The sequence below is a fragment of the Ralstonia pickettii genome (assembly GCF_000607165.1).
GTDB lineage: Bacteria > Pseudomonadota > Gammaproteobacteria > Burkholderiales > Burkholderiaceae > Ralstonia > Ralstonia holmesii.
In genome coordinates this window covers 1-22,010 of the sequence record NZ_JFZG01000002.1, presented here as the reverse complement: position 1 = coordinate 22,010, position 22,010 = coordinate 1, and the positions used below count along the sequence as shown (strand labels likewise).

General features: G+C 63.4%; 23 protein-coding genes. 10 read left to right on the top strand and 13 right to left on the bottom strand.

What is annotated here, in order from left to right; all coding sequences use genetic code 11:
- Nucleotides 1–2 precede the first annotated feature (2 nt).
- From BG83_RS0100115 to BG83_RS0100080, 8 genes are all read left to right on the top strand, one after another.
- On the top strand, nt 3–932 hold the full coding sequence (locus BG83_RS0100115; RefSeq protein WP_024974806.1) for an ion transporter: 930 nt from the start codon (nt 3–5) through the stop codon (nt 930–932).
- A gap of 22 nt (nt 933–954) precedes the next feature.
- Nucleotides 955–2,088 (top strand): glycolate oxidase subunit GlcE, encoded by a 1,134-nt coding sequence (gene glcE / locus BG83_RS0100110; RefSeq protein ID WP_024974805.1) that lies wholly within the window; start codon nt 955–957, stop codon nt 2,086–2,088.
- A 12-nt stretch (nt 2,089–2,100) separates the two neighbouring features.
- Nucleotides 2,101–3,345, top strand: coding sequence for a glycolate oxidase subunit GlcF (gene glcF, locus BG83_RS0100105; RefSeq protein WP_024974804.1), 1,245 nt, complete (start codon nt 2,101–2,103; stop codon nt 3,343–3,345).
- A gap of 52 nt (nt 3,346–3,397) precedes the next feature.
- Nucleotides 3,398–3,775, top strand: coding sequence for a CidA/LrgA family protein (locus BG83_RS0100100; RefSeq protein ID WP_024974803.1), 378 nt, complete (start codon nt 3,398–3,400; stop codon nt 3,773–3,775).
- The gene (locus tag BG83_RS0100095; protein WP_037031462.1) at nt 3,772–4,503 is read left to right on the top strand and encodes an LrgB family protein; all 732 of its coding nucleotides are present in this window, start codon (nt 3,772–3,774) and stop codon (nt 4,501–4,503) included. The genes BG83_RS0100100 and BG83_RS0100095 overlap by 4 nt, the downstream gene beginning before the upstream one ends.
- A 168-nt stretch (nt 4,504–4,671) precedes the next feature.
- Nucleotides 4,672–5,067 (top strand): VOC family protein, encoded by a 396-nt coding sequence (locus BG83_RS0100090; RefSeq protein WP_024974801.1) that lies wholly within the window; start codon nt 4,672–4,674, stop codon nt 5,065–5,067.
- 60 nt (nt 5,068–5,127) lie between these two features.
- On the top strand, nt 5,128–5,607 hold the full coding sequence (locus BG83_RS0100085; protein WP_024974800.1) for a cupin domain-containing protein: 480 nt from the start codon (nt 5,128–5,130) through the stop codon (nt 5,605–5,607).
- Nucleotides 5,608–5,648: 41 nt separating this feature from the next.
- Nucleotides 5,649–6,347: a helix-turn-helix transcriptional regulator gene (locus BG83_RS0100080; RefSeq protein WP_024974799.1), complete on the top strand. Its 699-nt coding sequence runs from the start codon at nt 5,649–5,651 to the stop codon at nt 6,345–6,347.
- A 7-nt stretch (nt 6,348–6,354) separates the two neighbouring features.
- Here BG83_RS0100080 and BG83_RS0100075 read toward each other — a convergent pair whose 3' ends face one another.
- The 9 genes from BG83_RS0100075 to BG83_RS0100035 form a co-directional block, all read right to left on the bottom strand.
- Nucleotides 6,355–6,852, bottom strand: a complete 498-nt coding sequence (locus BG83_RS0100075) for a glutathione peroxidase (RefSeq protein ID WP_024974798.1) — start codon at nt 6,850–6,852, stop codon at nt 6,355–6,357.
- Nucleotides 6,853–6,949: 97 nt separating this feature from the next.
- Nucleotides 6,950–10,198 carry a pilus assembly protein gene (locus BG83_RS0100070; RefSeq protein WP_024974797.1) on the bottom strand — a complete coding sequence of 1,083 codons (3,249 nt, stop codon included), beginning with the start codon at nt 10,196–10,198 and terminating at the stop codon, nt 6,950–6,952.
- Between the two features lie 30 nt (nt 10,199–10,228).
- Nucleotides 10,229–10,798, bottom strand: coding sequence for a pilus assembly PilX family protein (locus tag BG83_RS0100065; protein WP_024974796.1), 570 nt, complete (start codon nt 10,796–10,798; stop codon nt 10,229–10,231).
- 2 nt (nt 10,799–10,800) lie between these two features.
- Nucleotides 10,801–11,838, bottom strand: a complete 1,038-nt coding sequence (locus BG83_RS0100060) for a PilW family protein (RefSeq protein ID WP_024974795.1) — start codon at nt 11,836–11,838, stop codon at nt 10,801–10,803.
- Complete coding sequence (gene pilV, locus BG83_RS0100055; protein WP_024974794.1) at nt 11,835–12,437, bottom strand: type IV pilus modification protein PilV; 603 nt, start codon at nt 12,435–12,437, stop codon at nt 11,835–11,837. The genes BG83_RS0100060 and pilV overlap by 4 nt, the downstream gene beginning before the upstream one ends.
- On the bottom strand, nt 12,434–12,907 hold the full coding sequence (locus BG83_RS0100050) for a GspH/FimT family pseudopilin (RefSeq protein ID WP_024974793.1): 474 nt from the start codon (nt 12,905–12,907) through the stop codon (nt 12,434–12,436). The genes pilV and BG83_RS0100050 overlap by 4 nt, the downstream gene beginning before the upstream one ends.
- An 8-nt stretch (nt 12,908–12,915) precedes the next feature.
- A complete protein-coding gene (locus BG83_RS0100045) occupies nt 12,916–13,353 on the bottom strand; it encodes a type IV pilin protein (RefSeq protein WP_024974792.1) in 438 nt (145 codons plus the stop codon).
- Nucleotides 13,354–13,550: 197 nt separating this feature from the next.
- On the bottom strand, nt 13,551–14,690 hold the full coding sequence (locus BG83_RS0100040; protein ID WP_024974791.1) for a PilT/PilU family type 4a pilus ATPase: 1,140 nt from the start codon (nt 14,688–14,690) through the stop codon (nt 13,551–13,553).
- A 66-nt stretch (nt 14,691–14,756) separates the two neighbouring features.
- On the bottom strand, nt 14,757–15,800 hold the full coding sequence (locus tag BG83_RS0100035; RefSeq protein ID WP_024974790.1) for a type IV pilus twitching motility protein PilT: 1,044 nt from the start codon (nt 15,798–15,800) through the stop codon (nt 14,757–14,759).
- 122 nt (nt 15,801–15,922) lie between these two features.
- On the opposite strand from BG83_RS0100035, the gene BG83_RS0100030 reads away from it, so the two are divergent.
- A complete protein-coding gene (locus BG83_RS0100030) occupies nt 15,923–16,639 on the top strand; it encodes a YggS family pyridoxal phosphate-dependent enzyme (RefSeq protein ID WP_024974789.1) in 717 nt (238 codons plus the stop codon).
- A 30-nt stretch (nt 16,640–16,669) separates the two neighbouring features.
- Nucleotides 16,670–17,494: a pyrroline-5-carboxylate reductase gene (gene proC / locus BG83_RS0100025; RefSeq protein WP_024974788.1), complete on the top strand. Its 825-nt coding sequence runs from the start codon at nt 16,670–16,672 to the stop codon at nt 17,492–17,494.
- A gap of 65 nt (nt 17,495–17,559) precedes the next feature.
- On the opposite strand, the gene ubiA is transcribed toward proC, so the two are convergent.
- The 4 genes from ubiA to BG83_RS0100005 all read right to left on the bottom strand — a co-directional run bounded on the left by ubiA (nt 17,560) and on the right by BG83_RS0100005 (nt 21,725).
- Nucleotides 17,560–18,435, bottom strand: a complete 876-nt coding sequence (gene ubiA, locus BG83_RS0100020; RefSeq protein ID WP_024974787.1) for a 4-hydroxybenzoate octaprenyltransferase — start codon at nt 18,433–18,435, stop codon at nt 17,560–17,562.
- A gap of 67 nt (nt 18,436–18,502) precedes the next feature.
- The gene (gene katG / locus BG83_RS0100015) at nt 18,503–20,680 is read right to left on the bottom strand and encodes a catalase/peroxidase HPI (RefSeq protein WP_024974786.1); all 2,178 of its coding nucleotides are present in this window, start codon (nt 20,678–20,680) and stop codon (nt 18,503–18,505) included.
- Nucleotides 20,681–20,807: 127 nt separating this feature from the next.
- Nucleotides 20,808–21,308 carry a Dps family protein gene (locus BG83_RS0100010; RefSeq protein ID WP_024974785.1) on the bottom strand — a complete coding sequence of 167 codons (501 nt, stop codon included), beginning with the start codon at nt 21,306–21,308 and terminating at the stop codon, nt 20,808–20,810.
- Between the two features lie 174 nt (nt 21,309–21,482).
- Nucleotides 21,483–21,725 (bottom strand): hypothetical protein, encoded by a 243-nt coding sequence (locus BG83_RS0100005; RefSeq protein WP_024974784.1) that lies wholly within the window; start codon nt 21,723–21,725, stop codon nt 21,483–21,485.
- Nucleotides 21,726–22,010 lie beyond the last annotated feature (285 nt).

The window sequence follows — 22,010 nt, the reverse complement described above, 5'->3', positions numbered from 1 at the left end:
TCATGACGAATCCGCCCCGTACCGCCCGGAACCGCTGGCACGCCCACAACGCGCGCCTTGGCGAGCATCTTGGCAAGCCCGAGAGCGGTTGGCGCCAACGCTGGTACAGCGTCATCTTCGAAGCCGACACGCGCGCCGGCAGGCTGTTCGACCTGACCCTGCTTGGCGCCATCCTCGCCAGCGTTCTGGTGGTGATGCTCGACAGCCTGCCGAGCGTCAGCGGCCGCGCGGGCACGCTGTTCACGGTGCTCGAGTGGCTCTTCACGCTGCTGTTCACGGCGGAATACGTCATGCGCATCCTCGTGGTACGCAGGCCGTGGCGTTACGTGCTCAGCTTTTACGGCGTCATCGATTTCATCTCGATCCTGCCGACGTGGCTGGCGATCTTTGTGCCCGAACTGGCCTACCTGCTCGATGTGCGGCTGCTGCGCCTGCTGCGCATCTTCCGGATACTGAAGATCACGGTCTACTTTGAAGAGGCGCAGATCCTCCTGCGTGCGCTGCTGAACGCGCGGCACAAGATCTTCGTGTTCCTGGGCACCGTCTTCATCATCACCATCATCCTGGGCACCGTGATGTACGTGGTGGAGGGCCCGCAGCATGGCTTCACCAGCATTCCGGTCAGCATGTATTGGGCGGTGGTCACACTCACCACCACTGGCTTCGGCGACCTGGTACCGAAGACACCGCTGGGGCAGTTCATCACTTCGCTCACCATCCTCCTCGGCTACAGCATCATCGCGTTTCCCACCGGCATCATCGGCGCGGAACTGGTGAACACCATGCGTGAAGGCTCCGGCTCCGCCACCCCACCGCAGACCCGCGCGTGCAGCGGCTGCACGCTCGACCGTCACGATACAGACGCCGCATTCTGCAAGCGCTGCGGCACCCGGCTCCCACAGCTTCCAACGGAGACAGCTGGCAGCCAGTGAGCTGCCCGCCAGAAAGTTCGACATGCCAACCACCCCAGACACTGCCCTTTCGCCCGCGCTCTCGCGCTTTCGTGACGCCGTTGCCCAGGCCACCGAAAGCCGAACGCCGCTCACCCTGCGTGGTGGCGGTACCAAGGATTTCTACGGCCGCGCACCGGCACCCCACGGCACCGTGCTCGACACACGCGAATGGTCCGGCATCGTCGACTACGACTGCGCCGAACTCGTCATCACGGCGCGCAGCGGCACGCCCCTCGTCGAGATCGAAGCCGCGCTGGCCGAGCACCGGCAGATGCTGGCGTTCGAACCGCCCCACTTTGCCGCGGATGGCAAGCAGGCGACCGTCGGCGGTGCGTTTTCATCCGGCCTGTCCGGCCCGCGCCGGCAGTCGGTGGGCGCGCTGCGCGATTTCGTTCTCGGCGCCGTCGTCATGGATGGCCGCGGCGACATACTCAACTTCGGCGGCCAGGTGATGAAAAACGTGGCCGGGTACGACGTCTCGCGTCTGATGGCCGGCGCGCTCGGCACGCTCGGCTTGATCGTGCAGGTGTCGCTCAAGGTGCTGCCGATACCGTCCTGCGATGCAACGCTGCGCTTTGCCATGGCGCAAGGCGAAGCCATCGATACCCTGAACCGCTGGGGCGGCCAGCCGCTGCCGATCGCGGCGTCTGCGTGGATCGACGGTGTGCTGTGGGTACGCCTGAGCGGTGCCGATGCGGCGGTGCGCGCAGCCATTGCCAAGCTCGGCGGCGAGCGCGTTGACGACGCAGAAGGCGCGACGTTCTGGCGCGACCTGCGCGAGCAATCGCATGCGTTCTTTGCGCGTGCCGTGCAGGGCAGCCTGCCGCTGTGGCGCATCGCCCTGCCCCCGGCTACGCCGCCACTGGCGCTCGGCCATGCGTCTGCCGACGAGCAACTCGTCGAATGGGGCGGCGGCCAGCGCTGGTGGATCGACACCGCCAACACCTCGGCTGACGTTATCCGCAACGCAGCAAGCAAGGCCGGCGGCCACGCCACGCTGTTCCGCAACGGCGACCGCGCCAGCGACATCTTCACGCCTGTCGCCACGCCATTGATGGCTGTGCACAAGCGCCTGAAGGACAGCTTCGATCCGCACGGCATCTTCAACCCGGGCCGTCTGTACGCCGACTTCTAACGCAAGCCCATCATGCAAATCACGCTCGCGGCGTTCCTGCGCAACACCCCTCAGGGCGAAGAAGCCCAAAGCATCGTGCAGAAGTGCGTGCACTGCGGTTTCTGCACGGCCACCTGCCCGACCTACCAACTACTCGGCGATGAGCTTGACGGCCCGCGAGGACGCATCTACCTGATGAAGCAGGTGCTGGAGGGCCAACCCGCCGGTGAGGCAACGCGTCTGCACCTGGACCGCTGTCTGACCTGCCGCAACTGCGAATCGACCTGCCCATCCGGCGTGACCTACGGGCGCCTGGTGGAGATCGGCCGCAAGATCGTCGATGACCAGCTCGACGCGAAAGGAGAGTCGCGCCCCCTGGGCGAACGCGCCGTGCGCTGGGCGCTGCGCGAGGGGCTGACACGGCCGGCGCTGTTTGGCTCCGCGCTCAAGCTCGGGCAGGCAGTGCGGCCGATGTTGCCGCAAGTGCTGCGCAACAAGGTCCCGGCCAAGCAGCCCCACGCTGGCGTGCGACCAAACACCGCGCACGCACGCAAGATGCTGCTGCTCGAAGGCTGCGTACAACCCGCCATGTCTCCCAACATCAATGCAGCCACGGCGCGCGTATTCGACAAGCTGGGCGTGCAGCTCATCAGCGCAGACCGCGCGGGCTGCTGCGGCGCCATCCGGTATCACATGAACGACCACGCAGGCGGCCTCGGCAACATGCGCGCCAACATCGATGCGTGGTGGCCGCATATCGAAGCCGGCGCCGAGGCCATCGTCATGACCGCCTCGGGCTGTGGCGCGATGGTCAAGGAATACGGACACCTGCTGCGCGACGATCCGGCCTATGCCGAGCGTGCGGCGCGCGTGTCCGCCATGACGCGCGACCTGTGCGAGGTGCTGCCAGCGTTCTCGCAACAGCTTCTGCAGAAGGCCAAACCGGAAGCGCAACGGCCGCGCGTGGCGTGGCACCCGCCCTGCACGCTGCAGCACGGTCAGCAGATTCGTGGCGCGGTCGAAACGCTGCTCGCTTCGCTGGGCGTGGACGTCAAGCTCTGCGCCGACAGCCACCTGTGCTGCGGTTCGGCGGGCACGTATTCAGTGCTGCAACCGGAGCTCGCCTACCGCCTGCGCGACGACAAGCTCGCCAAGCTGCAAGCGACGCAGCCCGAGCGCATCGTCACCGCCAACATCGGCTGCGTGACGCATCTGCAGAGCGGCACAGACACGCCGGTCGAACACTGGATCGAACTGGTCGACCGCATGCTGGGCTGAAACGAACGCAGCCGGGTTCTATACTTGGCGCTTCGTTTCACCCGGAGGCCCCATGCTGCAAACCTTCGCGATCCTGTTGACGTTCCAGTCGGTGGGAGAGCTGTTGACGTATTCGCTGCACCTGCCGGTGCCCGGCCCGGTGATCGGCATGGTGCTGCTGGTCATCTACCTGCTGGTAGACAAGGGCCGCGTGCTCGAAGTCATGCAGGGCACCGTCAGTGACCTGCTCCGACATCTGACCATCCTGTTCGTGCCGGCCGGCGTGGGCGTGATGACGCAACTGAACCGCATCGGGCAGGAGTGGCTGCCGATCGTCGTGGCGACCGTTGTGTCGACGTGGCTATCGATCGCCGCCGGTGCGCTCGTCACCCGCGCGCTGATGCGCCGCATGGGTGACAGCGGCGAAGGCAACGAGGAGCTGGCCCCATGAACGCGATGGCTCCCAACCTGCACCAGCTCTGGGTCTACCTGGCCGCCAGCCCGCTGTTGGGCTTGACCGCCACGCTCATTGCCTACCTGATCGGCGTGCGCCTGCACGAGCGCAGCCGCTTCAACCCGATGGTCAATCCGCTGCTGATTGCGGTCGTCATCCTGGGCACGCTGCTGACGCTCACGCGCACGCCGTACAAGACGTACTTCGACGGCGCGCAGTTCGTGCACTTTCTGCTGGGCCCGGCCACCGTCGCGCTGGCCGTACCGCTGTTCCAGCAATGGGCGAAGCTGCGCCGCCACGCGCTGCCGCTGGTGGGCGGGCTGCTGGCAGGGTCGATCGTGGCGGTGGTGTCAGCCGTGGGCATCGCATGGCTGCTGGGCGCATCGCCCGAAACGCTACGCTCCATGGCGCCGAAATCGGTGACGATCCCGATCGCGATGGGCATCTCGGAGAAGATCGGCGGCGCACCGACCATTACGGCGGTGCTGGTGCTCATTACCGGCATTGTCGGTGCGACCACCACGACGCGGCTGCTGAATCTGCTGCGCGTGCGCGAGTACAGCGTGCGCGGATTTGCTACCGGCATTGCGGCGCATGGCATCGGTACGGCGCGCGCGTTTCAGGTCAATCCGGAGGCGGGTGCGTTCTCCGCGCTTGGCATGGGCCTGAATGGCGTGCTGACGGCGGTGCTGGTGCCGCTGCTGGCGGGCTGGATTCCGCACTGAACTGTTTCCCCCTCCGCCCGGAGTTCACTGCCTGGGCAATGTTCAACACACTCCGCAGTCCTCCTGAATGCTCCTGACAGAACGCTGTCAGGAGCCCCCCGCCAGAATCGCTCCACCTTAACGAGACAGGTTCCCCCAACCGCCTGCCTCATCAACCGGAGCGACAACATGGCAAGCGTGATCAACTGGTTTGAAATCCCCGCTAACGATTTCCCGCGCGCGGTGAAGTTTTACGAGAACGTCTTCGACACGCAGCTCAAGCAGGAAGACATGGGCGATCTGACCATGGGCGTGTTTCCGGCCGGTGAGACGACCGTCCATGGTGCCCTGGTCAAGGGCGAAGGCTTTGCGCCGTCCGACAAGGGCAGCGTGGTCTACCTGAACGCACCCAATCTGGATGCGGTGCTGGAACGCGTGAACGGCAGTGGCGGCCAATGCGTATTCGGCCCGATGACGCTGCCCGACCACATGGGCCGCATCGCCCACATCGTCGACACCGAAGGCAACCGCGTCGGCCTGCACGAACCGGACGCCAAGACACAGGCGTACCTGCTACAGCAGTAACGCCCCCGAGGCCGGTGCGCGGGCGCCGGCCTTCACTACGAGACAGAGAAGAAGAACACCATGCCGAGCCAATCCCCGTATCTCATGCGTGCAGCGGATGTCACCGCGCGCACGCAGTCGTTTTCGCACCCCTGGAACAGCCTGTCGGAAATCCACGGCACCATGATGGGCCGGCTACTCGGGCTCAAGCGCACCGGCGTGAATTTCGCGCGCGTGCCGCCGGGCAAGGAATCATTCGTCTATCACTCGCACCAGCGCGAAGAGGAATGGATCTACATCCTCTCTGGCGAAGCGCAGGCTGAAATCGCAGACAGCATGTTCACCGTGCGCGCCGGCGATTTCATGGCGTTCCCCACGGGCATCGCGCACCACCTGCGCAACTGCGGCAAGGAAGACCTCGTCTATCTGTGCGGCGGCGAACATCTGAACATCGAGATTGCCGATTTCCCGCGACTGGGCAAGCGCATGCTGCGCCGTGGCGAGCAGGTCGACGTGGTGGACATCCACCCGCAACGTGAGCTGACGCCCTTCGGCGCGTAGGGGATATGGCGCGCATTGCACCCGGGCCGAAGGCCACTACAATGCCGCGCATGACCCGCCGCGCCGACCGCCTGTTCCAGATTGCCCAGATCCTGCGAGGCCGCCGCTTGACCACGGCGGCGATGCTGGCCGAGCGCCTCGGCGTGTCCGAGCGCACGGTGTATCGCGACATCCGCGACCTGTCCGTCTCGGGCGTGCCGATCGAAGGCGAAGCCGGTATCGGCTACCGCATGCGCGCGGGCTTCGATATCGCGCCGCTCATGTTCACCGCCGATGAAGTCGAGGCCCTGGTGGCCGGCGCGCGGATGATCAAGGCGTGGAGCGGCGGCACCATGGCCGACTCGGTGGAAGCGGCACTGGAAAAACTGATGGGCGCCCTGCCTGCGGAGCGCCGCAACGAAGCCGAGACCACACGCATCTTCGCCCCCGGCTACGGCATGGGCAGCGAGGTCAAACAGATCTTTGACACGCTGCATGCGGCGCTCGGCCGCCACGCCGTTGCGCGGCTGTCTTACCGGGATGCGCAAGGTCAGTTGACCGAGCGCTGTATCCAGCCGCTCGGCCTGTTCTTCTGGGGACAAGTCTGGCTGGTGGCCGCCTGGTGCGAGCACCGTCAGGACTACCGCACCTTCCGCCTCGACCGCTGCGTCAAGGTCGACATCCTGGAGCGCCACTTTGCCGAATCCGCCGAGCGCTCGCTGGCGGATTTCATGCGCAAGGTGCGGGGGTCGTCGGGCTGACCCAACCTCAGGCGGGATCCGGCTCCGCCAGCAGCCGCTCAATATCGTCGGCGATCTCTTCCGGCTTGGTCATGGGCGCATAGCGCTTGTAGACCGTGCCGTCGCGGCGCAGCAGAAACTTGGTGAAGTTCCATTTGACCGCTCCGATGCCGAGCACGCCGGGCTTTTCCGAGGTCAGCCACTTGTAGAGCGGATGCGCGTTCGAACCATTCACGTCGATCTTGCCGAACATCGGAAACGAGACGCCGTAGTTTTTCTCGCAGAACGCGCCGATTTCGTCTTCGCCGCCCGGCTCCTGCTTGCCGAACTGGTTGCACGGAAAGCCAAGCACCTCGAGGCCTTTCTCATGCAGCCGCTTGTACATCGCCTCCAGACCGGCGTATTGCGGCGTGAATCCGCACTTGCTCGCCGTGTTCACGATCAGCAGGACCTTGCCTTTGTACTGCGACAGCGGCACGCGCTGGCCGGTCAACGAATCGGCCTCGAATGCGTAGACGTCACTCATGGCTACTCTCCGGGTGGTTGCGGGAACGGGGGTGCTCCGGCATCTGTCCGGAATTGTAACGGCCCGCGCTGGGCGGGCCGTTGAGGGGCGATGCGGGTCAATGCTTGTCGGTGTCGGCGAACCAGAATGTGCGCTTGCGTTTGCCGAGGCCCTTAGGTGTCACTTGGACGGGGGCCAGCGCGGAGCCGCCTCCACTTGTGCCCGTCTGATTGCCGCAGCCGAAGCACACCGGCACAGACGAGGTGGTGCCGTTGCCGTTATTGATCAGGACAACGCCATACACCGACGAGGGCGGGAAGCCACCGCCGTCGAGAACAACCGAGCGGTTCGGATTCTGCCCGGTACCGGTCAGGAAGCCGACCGAGTAGGCGCGCGCAACACCCAGGTTGGGATAGCACTGGCCTGCCGTGGGAATGGCAGGGGTGTTCGTCCCGAAGGTGGTGTATCCGGCCACCGTCAGCGGAGCGTTCACCACCTTCTCACCCGGGTTGGGCAGTGTGATGTAGAAGCCCGAACCCGATCCGTCGTACGCCAGCGTCGATGCATTGAACAGATTGGCTTCGGTGATGGGGGTCCAGCTCGCGGGCATGCTGCCGAGATTCGAATCCTTCACCATGTAGAACCGGTTGACTACGTTGTAGGCCGTACCCGGCATCGTGTTGGAAGAATACAGCGGGTGTTCCCGATCGCCGGTGCCCGCCATGATGGCGTTGTAGGCGGAGGTGGGCACCACGTCGGGGGCATAGAAGAACTTGCGCGCGTTATTGGTGTTGGCTGCGCCGCCCAGGGTAGCGAGCTGGGTGATCGTCCAGTTGGACGGAGTGTTGCCTGCGGCCGTCTGGAAATCCACGCGCCAGATATTGCCGCCGACGTCTCCGGCGTAAGCCATCTGGATATAGCCGCTGCCCGTGCGATCGACCACCGTGACGTCAGAGGGAATCGACCGGGTCAGACCGGTGTTCTTCACGCATACACCAGGCATGCCGGTGCAGTTGGGAAGCGCGCTCCACACCGGCGCACCCGTGTAGGCATCGAGCACGATGATGCCGCGGCCCACCGTATCGGTGCCGGGCGCGGGATCACTGTCCTCGGAGGACGCGTCATAGCCAGCCCCCATGATCAGCAGTGGGCCGGAGTAGCCCGCCACCGTCATGAGACGCGGTTTTGACCAGGTCTGACCGAGTTCCGGAATGTCGCTATTGCTGCGTGACCACAGGTATTGCGGGCTCGTCGGATTGGTCACGTCCAACGCGTAGATCAAGTTACCGCCGCGACGCGCGGTCAGGAAGATGATCGTGCGCGGGTTTCCCGGATTCCGCTGGTCCTGCATGACGGTCGTACTGCCGTCAAAGAAATCATCGCGCGGCGTCGGCGTCGGCGAAATACCTTTAGGCGTCGTGGAAAGCTGCACTTCCGGCGAGTTGGCGTAGAGACGGCTCAGCTTGCCGATGAACTCGGGCGCAATGAAGCCCCACAGTTCACCACCCGGCCGGACGCCGTTGATGCCCATGGTCTGGTTCGCATTGACGGCATGAAACACACCATCATTGGCGCCATAGAACGCCACGATGCCGATGCTACCCCCATAGTTCACGACCACAGGGCGCGAATGCAGCACGTCGCCGTGAATCGAACTGCGCACGGTCACGGATCCGCCCGGTCCGGTCTCGGCCTCCTGCCCAGCGCCGGTACTTGCCCCACCGTCAAGCGCATAGACGTCGCGCCCGCGTACCCAGTTGATCAGATAGTTTTGTTGCGCCGAGGTGATCGTGGGAGCGCCGCTGGTGCCGGAATTGATCGCATTCAATCCGTTGGTGCCCGTGAGCCAGTTGTTGGACGTATCGAAAGACGGCATGGCCGTGCCGAGCGGACAGGTGCCCACGCCATTGCACGTGTAGAGCGTCCGTCCTGACTGGCTGGTCACGTTCTGGGCACGCATCATCTCGCCGGCGCCACCCTTTTCGACGATCTGGCCGTCAGGTGAATCGAGGTTCCAGCCCACGCCTGATGGACTGTTCTGCCAAAAACCGTTGGTTGGCCAGCCGGATACACCCGATGTCCCATAGCTGCCCGCACCGAACGTCAATGGCGGATCCTGGGTCCAGAAGCTCACCGCTGTTGGCGCGATGAAGCCCGTGCCCGCACTGCTGATGGCAGGATTCCCAAGAGAATCCTGCAGGACGATATTGCCGCTCGTGTCGTAGCCGACCTGATACTGCTTGAGGTTGCCCATCCAGCGCGGCGCGGCAGTGGCATCCGGGCGGAACATACCGATGTAGACCTGGCTCAGGAACTGACCCTGGGTGTTGACAGCGGCAGGCAGACTGACCGATGCGAAGACACTGTTGACGGCCTGGATCTCATTCAGGATCGACAACAGGGCCTGCTGCAACCCTTGCACGTCGCCGAGCTGGATGGTGTAGGCCTTGCCGCCACCGTTGGTGGCCATGCTGTTGTCGAACGCGACGTAGTCGGGGTTATTACCATCCGTGACCGTGATGGCGTAGGTCACGACGTTCTGCGGATTGGCCGAATTGGCCGTTCCCTGCAGATCGGTCTGATACATGAAGCGCGCCCACTCGTCTCCCCAGTTGCTTTGATACTTGTTATACGTGGGGATGACAATCTGCTGGAGCTGTGCAGAAGTCGGCGTCGGCGCAGCGGCCGCCAGCGCGTTGTACATCTGCGAGTCGCTTTCAGCCGGATGCCCGCTGTTGGTGGCGTTACCGATGTAGATGATGAAATTGCGCTGACACGGATCCGTGAGGGGCGACGTGTACTGGTTGCCCGACAACGCAATCATCTTGTTGAGCGAGGAATGGTACCCATAGTAAAAGGACCAGGCCTCCTGCATCGCACCCGACGTCTGGACGTTGTTGCCGTTCAGATCGCTTGGGAACTGATTCTGCATGTACGACAGGAAACTGTTCACCCCCGTGCCATCCATCAGCTGCAGGGCTTGCGCGGACGGCGAGCTTGCAGACGGGAACCGGAAGATTCCGCCCGGGCTCTTCGGGTCGAACATCATCAACCCGAGGTTCAGGTTACCCAGCAGCGGCGAAGTACTGTTGATCGACTGGATGGCTCCATACAACGCACATTGCTCTGCGCCGGAACTTTTCTTTGGGTTGGCGACGGTCAGGCCTTGCACAGAGCAGGTGAACTGGGCGTTAGCGTCAGAGTTGGCGCCGTCATCAAAGATGATCAGCACATTCGGCTTGCCAGCGTTCTGCTGCAACCCCGTATAGAGATCGATATCCTCCGCACCTGCTGGCGGCGATCCCGCCAGCGCGAGCATGAGGCTCGCCGTTGCGGTGAGGGCGATACGTTTGGCAAATGAGCGCATGTCAGTCTTCCTGGCTTGGCGCGTTCGGGCTTACGGGCACAACGTGCCAGTCAGTACCCGTACAGCGACACCCTGATGTAATGTGGTGTTCGTTTTTGTTGCGTTCGCATCGTTGACGGTGGCGGAGACGTCCCATTGCGTCGCGCTACAGTTCGACATGCCGCCAGGGGTGCCCGCCTTGGTCAGCAGCCCCGTATCGGAATTGGTGTTGACGCCACCAAAGCAGGATGAATCGGTGGCGAAATTCGGGTTGGTCGGGTCTAACGTCAACTGGGTATTGGAGATCTGCTTGGTCGCCAGACATGTTGGCGCTGCCACCTGCGCCGTGTAGTCCGTCTTGCCATCGCCGTTCACGTCCACCGGCACGTTGGTGGCGACGGGGTTCGAGGTGAAATCGACGCTGATGACCTGCTCAATGCCCTGCTGCGCAGCGCTGCGCGCTTCCAGGCCGTATTGCTGGTTGGCGGCGATCTTGGTGTTGATCACGCCCGAGTTCATCATCATCACGACGATGCCCATGAAGATCGCCAGGAAAATCAGCGTGACAACAAGGGTCACGCCCGACTGACGTGCCGATTGGCGAACCGATAAGCGCCGCATGGCTACTCCCGTGGGCCGGCTACATTGGCGACGCGTGCGAGTTCCGCATAGACGTGTCGCTTATAGCCATCGTTGAAAGGGGCGGTGAGCGTGCCGCGGCCCATGTCGTAAGACCGCGTGTCCGTCCAGCCCGGCGACACGCCCAGCGTGCGCGCAAGCACGTTGATGCGTACGGCGGTCACGTTGCTCCAGTTCGTGGCGGCGGATGCGGTCCAGTTGTAGCCGGCCACATTGGTGCACGCGGCGCTGTTGTCGATGCCCGGATTGGCGACATAGCAATCGGGCGAACCGTTGCCGTCCATGTCAACGCCATAGGCGAAATGCAAGTCGTCGATGCCCTGGGCGATTGAGTTGGGCGGCTGCAGCGCGCCATTGGAGAACTCGACCATCTTGAGCGTATTGAGCCCGTTGTCGCTGCCGTTGCAGCGGTCACACGTAGCAATATAGAAAGCCCGTATGCTCACCTGGCGCACCGGGGCCGGATTTGCACAGGTTTTGTCTTTCAACACGAAGTCCGCGCTGTTGCTGCTGAAGACAAAGGGGGCGGTGTCCGTACTGCAGAACGAATCCTGCAAGTAGGTCTGACCCGCAACGATCGCACTGGGCAACACGGCCGCGGTTGACACGCGTCGCACCACCAGGATTTCCGAATTGAGCGATAGGTTCGGCAAACACGTTGCCGGGTTCGTATTGGCGGCATAGCCGTAGATGGCAACGGGCACCGTGGCAGGGCTGTTGGTAAAGCCAAGTGCGTTGGTGGCGCTTGCGCACACATCGGGCGTGGCCAGCGCTGAGGTTCCCAGCAGATTCAGATCACCGAGGAAGCCTCCGAGCCCGACTTCCTGGCTGATGATGTCGAGCGCATAGCGGCCGTTCTCGATCTGCGTGGCGCTGTTGCCCAGTTGCACGCGCGATTGCGAGGTGGACGCATACAGGCTTGCCAACGCGGTCAGCAGCAACAGCCCCAGCGCCAAGCCGACCATCAGTTCGACCAGCGACATCCCGCGCTGCAAACGTCGCAAGGTGCGATTCGGCGTCATGACAGCACCCCCATGCGCACCTGCACGCTGATGGCGCGCCGATAGGCGTCGTTACCGTAATTGCCGCTGCCGCTGCCGCAAGGCAGCGCCGGCGCCACGGTCTGCACCAGGCCTTGCCATGCGACGGTCACGCGATAGATCTGGTTGACCGTGTCGACGGCCTCGATACAGCCGCGCGCGCCGATCATGGCGCCCAGGGCAACGGTGCCGCTGGCGGCGGTCTCCGTATTGCCGAGCAGCGCATTGTTCCAAGCCGCGAGATCGGTGGTGACAGTGGCTTGCTGCGCGGCCGTGCCAGTCGTGCAACTGGGTGCCGAGACACCGCCCGTGCCGGCCGTGGTGATCGCACCGGCCACGGCGTAGCACGAGGCCACCTGGCGGTTGGCATTGAGCCGCGCAGCCATGTCCTGCAACAGCGTCAGGGCCTGCACGCGCTGGTAGGACTCCATCTCGGACTGGTTCGAGCGAACCATCATTCCGGCCGCGCCCAGCAGCGCCACCAGCAGGATCACGACCGAAATCAGGATTTCGATCAGCGTCGACCCACGCTGCCCGGCCTTGCGTAACCGGCGATGTGACAAATGTGCGATGGCGTTCATGAGCACGTTCCCGAAACCACGGCGACGCGGCCGGTGCCGCCCACCTGTACGCAACTCGACGAGACCGATTGCGACGCGCTCGTCGGCGTGACCTGGAACGTGACGCCACCTGCAGTCGGTCGGCCATCGTTGCCGAACGACAGCGTGTTGCCGTTGCTCGCGGCAATGGTGACGCCGCTGTACGGGCCGAACGTGCGGATCACCGTGGCGGGCGTGCCCACCGTCAGCGTCCAGCCGGTCGCCCACGTGCTGGTGGTCGAGACGGTGGCGATGGCGTTCTGCTTGACCGCCTCCGCACGCGCCAACGACACGGCGGACGACAGATCAAACGACGCATTGCGTGTGGCCTGCGTCGCAATCATTCCGGAGAACGACGGCACGGCAATCGTCACGAGAATGGCGAGCACGGCCAGCGTGACCATCAGCTCGGTCAGCGTGAAACCTTGAATGGGCTTGCGCAGGATATTCATGCCTCGCCTCACTTCCAGCAGTTCGAGGCGCCAGTGGACGCCCCCTTGGCACCAGTGTTGGTCAGGGTGAGCGTGCCGCATGCGGTGTCGTTCACCTGCTGCGAGCCCTGCGGAGTCGCCGCCAGTTGGTAGGACGGCGGCACACTGCTGGCGCTCAACGTGAAGGTGTAGTTTGGCGAAACGTTGGCCGGCACATTGCTGGCGTATTGCAGCGTCGTGAGGTCCGGCGCATAGGCACGGTTGTCGAGCAGGAAGCGCTCCTGCGCGGACGCCACTTCCTGCATGAAGGATTCCGCCGCTGCGCGATTGGAGCGGACGATGTACTGGACGTAGCTGGGATACGCAATGATCGACAGGATGGCGACAATGGCCACTGTGATCATCAGCTCAATCAGCGTAAAGCCCCGCGCCGCCCGCGCGCGCTGACACCTCGGCTTGCTTGCCACGTTTTTACCCACCCGGATTTGCTGTTGCTTTTATCGTTTTGATGCGCGCCCGCCGATGACTTGGCAGGCCCGCTCACCGCTTAAACGGCAATTCTCAGCAAATATTAAGGAAAGATCATGACGGCCGGGTGGCCTTCCGAGCGGCGCAAACGTTATGCGCCGCAAATTACCTCAAATGGTGTAGCGCTTTCGACACATCACACGACGTTGAGATGTTCAGTGCCGGCAGACAGATCTGTCTGCCCGCCGCGCTTGCTGTGCAGCTTGATCTGCAGGCGCAGATCGTTGAGGGAGTCCGCGTTGCGCAGCGCATCCTCGTAGGTGATCTTGTTTTCCTCGTACAGCTCGAACAGCGCCTGGTCGAACGAGATCATCCCCTGCTCGCGGGATTTCTTCATGACCTCCTTCAGCTCATGCACCTCGCCCTTGAAGATGAGGTCCTGCACCAGCGGGGTGGCCAGCATGATTTCGACCGCCGGTACGCGCCCTTTCCTGCCCTGACGCGGCAGCAGGCGTTGCGCGATCATCGCGCGCAGGTGCAGCGACAAGTCGATCAGCAACTGCTGACGCTTCTCTTCCGGGAAGAAGTTGATGATCCGGTCGATGGCCTGGTTCGAGCTGTTGGCGTGCAGCGTGGCGAGGCACAGGTGGCCCGTTTCCGCATACTGGATGGCGTATTCCATCGTGTCGCGGTCCCGGATTTCGCCGATCAGGATCACGTCCGGCGCCTGGCGCAGCGTGTTCTTCAGCGCCACGTGCCAGGACTCCGTATCCACGCCCACCTCACGCTGCGTCACCACGCAGTTCTGGTGCGTGTGCACGTATTCCACCGGATCTTCAATGGTGATGATGTGGCCGTACGAATTCGCATTGCGATAGCCCACCATCGCCGCCAGCGAGGTCGACTTGCCCGAGCCCGTTGCACCCACCACGATCACCAGCCCGCGCTTGCTCATCACGATCTCGTTCAGGCTCGGCGGCAAATCCAGTTCGTCCAGCGTCGGGATCTTCGTGTTGATGGTCCGCAGCACCATGCCGGCGCGGCCCTGCTGCATGAACGCCGACACGCGGAAACGCCCCGCACCCGGCGCTGTGATGGCGAAGTTGCATTCCGAGCTGTCTTCGTACTCGCGCAGCTGCTTCTCGTTCATGATCGACTTGACCAGACCGACAGCCTGCACGGCATTCAGCGGCTGCTGCGAGATCGGCGTGACCTTGCCGTCCACCTTGATCGCGGGCGGAAATTCCGACGTGATGAACAAGTCCGAGCCACGGCTGTTCACCATCAACTGCAAGAGTTCGTGGATGTATTTGGTGGCGGCTTCGCGGTCCAGCATGGCGTGCCCCTCCTGAAGAAAATTGGAAAGCGCGCCGACGTGTCAGTCAGCGCATCAGTTCGCGTGTCAGCTCGCGAACGCGTCCGGGTTCTTGGCGATGGCGCGCGCGTCTGCGTAGTTGATCGCCGAGCGCTTGATCAGCTCCGACAGGCACTGGTCGAGCGTCTGCATGCCCATACCGCTGCTCGTCTGCATCATCGAGTACATCTGCGAGATCTTGTTCTCGCGGATCAAGTGACGGATGGCCGGCGTGGCAATCATGATTTCATGCGCCGCAATCCGGCCCGAACCGTCGCGCGTCTTGAGCAGCGTCTGCGAGATCACCGCCTCCAGCGATTCGGAAAGCATGGTCCGGACCATCTCCTTCTCGTCCGACGGAAACACGTCGACGACCCGGTCGATTGTTTTGGCGGCCGAGCTGGTGTGCAGCGTGCCAAACACCAAGTGGCCGGTTTCTGCGGCGGTGAGCGCCAGGCGAATGGTCTCAAGGTCACGCAATTCGCCGACCAGCACCACGTCCGGGTCTTCACGCAGTGCCGACTTCAGCGCATTGGCGAATGAGTGCGTATGCGGACCAAGCTCGCGCTGGTTGATCAGGCTTTTCTTCGATTCGTGCACGAATTCGATTGGGTCCTCCACCGTGAGGATGTGGCCCATGTCGTTTTCGTTGCGGTGGTTGACCATCGCGGCAAGCGTCGTCGACTTGCCCGAACCGGTCGGGCCCGTGACGAGCACCAGGCCGCGCGGCTTCATCGCCAGGTCCGCAAACACGGCCGGCGCCTTCAGGTCATCCAGCGAGAGCACCTTCGACGGAATCGTCCGGAACACCGCTGAAGCACCGCGGTTCTGGTTGAACGCGTTGACCCGGAAACGTGAGAGCCCTGGAATCTCAAACGAGAAGTCGACTTCCAGGTTCTCTTCGTAGACCTTGCGCTGCCCGTCGCTCATGATGTCGTACACCATGGAGTGCACATCTTGGTGCGTGAGCGGCGGCACGTTGATCCGGCGCATGTCGCCGTGGATCCGGATCATCGGCGGCAGTCCGGCCGACAGGTGCAAGTCCGACGCCTTGTTCTTGGCGGAAAACGCCAGAAGCTGCGCGATGTCCATCTTATAATGACCCCCGACTTTTTTATGTCGCCCGGGCGTCGCAATGGCGCCTCCAGACGCGCTCCGAGCCGTTGATTTGACGTGCCGGAACCTTGTTTATTTGTAACAAACGTCGCCGGATTATGTCTGTAATCGCCGCCAACTTGCAAGCCGTGCGTCAACGGATCACAACGGCCTGCACACTGGCTTCGCGCGATGCTGCGGGTGTCACATTGCTGGCCGTTTCCAAGACGTTCGACGCCGATGCCGTACGCGCCGCACATGCCGCAGGGCAACGCCTCTTTGGCGAAAACTACGTGCAGGAAGGCGTTGCCAAGATCGACACGCTGTCCGACTTGCGCACGGGCGCCGACCCGATCCGTTGGCATTTCATCGGCCCCCTGCAGAGCAACAAGACCCGCACCGTGGCCGAGCAGTTCGACTGGGTACACAGCGTCGACCGCCTCAAAATTGCCGAGCGGCTGTCAGCCCAGCGCCCCGACACCTTGCCGCCGCTGCAGGTCTGTCTTGAGATCAACATCAGCCGCCAGGCCAGCAAGCATGGTCTGCTGCCCGATTTCGATGAAGTGCTTGCCGTGGCACAAGCCGTCTCGGCGCTGCCCCGCCTGCAGTTACGCGGCCTGATGGCCGTGCCCGAGCCGAGCGATAACCCTGCCGCGCAGCGCAAGCCGTTTGCTGATCTGCGTGCCCTGGCAGGTCGGCTGCGCGAGGCTGGCATCCCGCTTGATACGCTGTCGATGGGCATGTCCGCCGACCTGGAAGACGCGATTGCCGAAGGCGCCACCATTGTGCGCGTCGGCAGCGCCATCTTCGGGGCGCGGCAGTATGCAACCGCCTGAATTCCTGTTTTCTTTCACACCACCATTCTCATGCTCGACACTCTGAAACTCGGCTTCATCGGCGGCGGCAACATGGCAGCGGCCCTCATCGGCGGCCTCATTGCCAAGGGCGCGCACGGCGCCAACATCGTGGTGGTGGACCCGACCGAGCCTGCCCGCAGCCGCGCCGAACAAACCTGGGGCGCTCGCACCGCCGCCTCCCCGGGCGCAGAACTGGCCGACCGCGACGTGATCGTCCTGGCCGTCAAGCCGCAGCAAATGCGTGAGGTCTGTGCGCAACTCGCACCGCATCTGGGTGACAGCCTCGTGCTGTCGGTGGCGGCGGGCATCCGGATCCAGGATCTGTCCCGTTGGCTGAATGGGCACGCACGTGTGGTTCGGGCGATGCCGAACACGCCTGCGCTCTCCGGCCTGGGGATGACCGGCTTGGCCGCCAATGCGGGCCTGTCGGATGCCGACCGTGCAACCGCCAGCGCCATCGCCAATGCTGTCGGCAAGAGCGTGTGGGTGCCCGCCGAGGCGCAGATTGATGCGGTGACCGCCATCTCGGGCAGCGGCCCGGCGTACGTGTTCTATTTCATCGAGGCGATGCAGCAGGCAGCGAAGGAACTGGGGCTATCGGCAGAGGATGGGCGCACGTTGGCGGTCGAGACGTTTATTGGCGCGGCCACGCTGGCAGGCCAATCCTCTGAGCCGATTGAGGTACTGCGCGAGCGCGTGACGTCCAAGGGTGGGACGACCTATGCGGCGCTGACTTCAATGGAAGGGGCCGATATTAAGGCTGCCTTTGTGCGGGCAATGCATGCTGCGGCGGCTCGTGGGAAGGAGATGGGGGAGGAGTTTGGGCGGGATTGAGGCGGTCGGTCCATCTGTGTTTCGTTCCCTGCCGGGGCTGAAACAGGTGAAGCACCACCACCCCCCTAGCGCAGCAAATACGCCCCCACCACCCCAGCAAACAAACAAGCCCCCAGCCAATTGTTATGCCGGAAAACAAAAAAGCACTTCATCCGATCCCGCGTCTGCAGCATCGGGTAATACCAAAGCGACAACGCCACGGCAGCGGCAAACCCGATCCAATACGCCACGCCTAGCGCCATCGCATGGCCAGCCCAGGCCATGATCCCAAAGAACCCCACGTAGCACAGCATGATCGCCGCCACGTCGTAGCGTCCGAAGGTAATGGCCGACGTTTTGATGCCGATGAGCAGATCGTCATCGCGATCGACCATCGCGTATGCGGTGTCGTAGGCAATCGCCCAGAACACATTGCCGGCAAGCATCAGCCACGCCAGCACCGGCACCTGATCCTGCACCGCTGCGTACGCCATCGGAATCCCAAACCCGAACGCAATACCCAGGTACGCCTGCGGAATCGCGAAGAACCGCTTGAAGAAAGGATACGTGCCGGCAATCACGATGGCCGCCACCGACATCCACTTGGTCAGCGCATTGAGCGGCAGGATCAGCGTGAAGGCGACGAGCGACAGCGCCGCGGCAACCGCCAGCGCCTCCCACGGGGCAATCAGGCCAGCGGTCAGCGGCCGTTCCTTGGTGCGTTTGACGTGTTTGTCAAAGTCGCGATCCGCCCAGTCGTTGACGGCGCAGCCAGCCGAGCGCATCAGGAATGTGCCGACCGTGAAAATCACCACCAGCGACACCGGCGGATGGCCATCAGCGGCCATCCATAGCGCCCACAGCGTCGGCCACAGCAGCAGCAGCGTGCCGATCGGTTTGTCCATGCGCATCAGGCGCGCATAGAGCACGAGGCGGCTGGGTTGGGCGGCGGACGATTGCATGGAAATCACCAAAGAAAAATGGCGCCTGCACGAGGCAAGGCGCCATTTTAGTCCCGCCGAAAGCAGCTTAGGCGGCGGCCAAATCGAAGCGGTCGAGATTCATCACCTTGACCCAGGCTGCCACGAACTCGCTGATGAAGCGCTCCTTACCGTCGGCGCTGCCAAACACCTCGGCCAGCGCGCGCAGGATCGAATTCGAACCGAACACCAGATCGACGCGCGTTCCCGTCCACTTGAGCTGGCCCGTCTTGCGATCGAATCCTTCGTAGATGTCGCCGGCAGGCTTCCATTCGGTGCCCATGTCGAGCAGGTTGACGAAGAAATCGTTGGTCAGCGCGCCCGGCGTGGCGGTAAATACGCCGTGCTGGCTGCCATCCGCGTTGATGTTGATGGCGCGCAGGCCACCGATCAGCACGGTCAGCTCAGGTGCGGTCAGCGTCAGCAACTGGGCCTTGTCGAGCAGCAACACTTCGGCCGGCATCGCGTAGTCGGCTTTCTGGTAGTTGCGGAAGCCGTCGGCCACCGGTTCGAGCGGCGCGAACGAGGCGGCGTCGGTCTGCTCGGCCGTGGCATCGACGCGGCCCGGCGTGAACGGCACGGTGATCGTCGTGCCGGCTGCCTTGGCGGCCAGTTCGATACCGACGCTGCCCGCCAGCACGATCACATCGGCCAGCGAAGCCTTGCCGGAGGCGCGCTGAATCTCCTCCAACTTGGCCAGCGTGCCGACAACCGGCTGGTTGACTGGCCAGTCGTTCTGCGGGGCCAGACGAATGCGCGCACCGTTGGCACCGCCGCGCTTGTCCGAACCCCGGAAGGTCGAAGCAGATGCCCATGCCACCGCAACAAGTTCGGATGCCGTCAGGCCCGAAGCAGCAATCTTCGCCCTGAGGTCGGCGATGTCGGCCTCGGTCGGCTTGTACGTGGCCGCCGGCAGCGGGTCTTGCCAGATCAGGTCTTCACGCGGCACTTCGGGGCCGAGGTAACGCGACTTCGGGCCGAGATCACGGTGCGTGAGCTTGAACCAGGCGCGGGCAAAGGCTTCGGCAAACGCCTGCGGGTTGTCGAGGAAGCGGCGCGAGATTTTCTCGTACGCCGGATCGAAGCGCAGCGACAGATCGGTCGTCAGCATCGTCGGGCGGCGCTTGGGCGAATCGGGCGTCGGGCCCGGAATGATCGCATCGGCGTCCTTGGCCACCCACTGCAGCGCGCCGGCGGGGCTCTTCTCCTGCACCCATTCGTACTTGAACAGGTTTTCGAAGAAGAAGTTGCTCCATTGCGCAGGGGTCTGCGTCCAGGTGACTTCCAGCCCGCTGGTGATGGCGTCGGCGCCCTTGCCGGTCCCATATGTGCTGGCCCAGCCAAGGCCTTGGGCTTCCAGCGGAGCCGCTTCGACATCGGCGCCAACGTGGCTTGCCGCGCCCGCGCCGTGCGTTTTGCCGAAGGTGTGGCCGCCGGCGATCAGCGCGACGGTTTCTTCGTCATCCATCGCCATGCGGGCGAACGTTTCGCGGATATCACGGGCGGCGGCCAGCGGATCGCCGTTGCCGTCCGGGCCTTCCGGGTTCACGTAGATCAGGCCCATTTGCACGGCGGCCAGGGGGTTCGCAAGATTGCGGTCGCCCGAGTAGCGGCTGTTGGGGTTGTTGGTGGGCGCGAGCCAAGCGGTCTCGCTGCCCCAGTACACATCGTTGTCCGGTTCCCAGGTGTCTTCACGGCCTGCGGCAAAGCCGAAGGTGCGGAAACCCATGGTTTCGAGTGCCACGTTGCCGGTCAGGATCAGCAGGTCGGCCCACGAGATGGCTTGGCCGTACTTCTGCTTGATCGGCCACAGCAAGCGGCGCGACTTGTCGATGTTGACGTTGTCGGGCCACGAGTTGAGCGGTGCGAATCGTTGCTGGCCGCGCCCTGCACCGCCACGGCCGTCTCCGGTGCGGTACGTGCCGGCGGCGTGCCACGCCATGCGGATGAACTGCGGGCCATAGCGACCGAAGTCTGCCGGCCACCAGTCTTGCGAATCCGTCATCAGGCGGCGCAAATCGGCCTTGAGCGCGTCGTAGTCGATCGCATTGAATGATTTGCGGTAGTCGAACTTCGACCCGAGCGGATCAGACTTCTCGGAATGCTGGTTCAGCAGATCAACGCGCAGCTGATTGGGCCACCAGTCTTTGTTGGCCGTACCGCCACCGAAGGCGTGCGAAGCAGCGGGAGCATGGCCGGGAAACGGGCATTTGGCTTCAGTCGTCATGATTCTCTCGTTTAGGTCATGGGGTTGATGCAGCCCCACCCGCAACACAACGGGTTCGCGGGAGGGGCGCAATTCGCTGCTGTCGAAACGCCTGTCGCAAACGTGGCGAACGGCCGTCAAGCCAGCCTTAAGCCAGGAGCGAGCGCAGCATCCACGCGGTCTTTTCGTGCGTGTCCATGCGTTGCGTCAGCAGGTCGGCGGTCGGTTCATCGGCGGCCTTGTCGACATCGGGGAACAGGCTGCGGGCGGTGCGCGTCACGGCTTCGTGGCCGGCTACCAGCTCGCGCACCATGTCCATCGCCTCGGGAATGCCCTTCGATTCCGGAATCGACGACAGCTTGGCGAACTCCGAATACGAGCCCGGAGCGGGATAACCCAGCGCGCGAATGCGCTCAGCCACGGGGTCGACGGCATTCCACAGTTCGTTGTACTGCGTCTCGAACATCAGATGCAGCGTGTTGAACATCGGGCCGGTGACGTTCCAGTGGAAGTAATGCGTCTTCAGATACAGCGAGTAGGTATCGGCCAGCAGGCGCGACAGGCCTTCGGCGATCTTCTTGCGATCCTTGTCGGCGATGCCGATGTTGATCTGGGCTGCGGCAGTCGCGCCGTTGTTCTTCTTTGCCATCTGGATTCCCCTATGAAGTGGTGTGCAAAAACGCGATGCCCTTCGCTTGATTCAGCGTCGGGCCACGCGTGCTTCAAGCCTTCTTTCGGTTGCCGCTCGCGCAGCAAGTTCCGATCGTCGCAGCGTCCGATGACGAAACGCAGAGCGGATGGCAACCGAGCATCAGGCCGGTCATCAGACCATGAGCTGCACCATGCCGTGCAGGAGCACGATCATAGCGCCGGCAGCCACGATCGTTAGACCGATCTGCTTGCGCACCCACTTGCGTTGCAGGCGGGCGGATTCCGCAGCGCGGGTGCCGAGCCTACCGGCCGCGCTGCCGGGCATGCCGGACAGCGTCGGCACCTCTGCCTGCGACGCGCGCACGGTGCCCGCAAACCCCTGCCATTCCGAAACAAACATCCGCACCATTGCCATGCTTTTTCTCCTTGCGACCCCGCGCGTTCTTGACGCCCGCACGACAAGCGCGGGCAGCTTCATGCATCCATCAGGTCAGTGCGATTCACCATAGGCAGCGAGCCATTCCAGCACGGTCGCGACGGTGTTCGAGGCAAGCGGCAAGGACATGACGGGCTCCACGGTGATTGAGTAGTAAGCGATGCGCTCACGATGGAAGACAGTCTATCTTCTTGCTATCGAATCGTATATTTGATTGTTTTTATCTATCAATTAGGCGTGCGCTATGACCGCCATGAATGACGG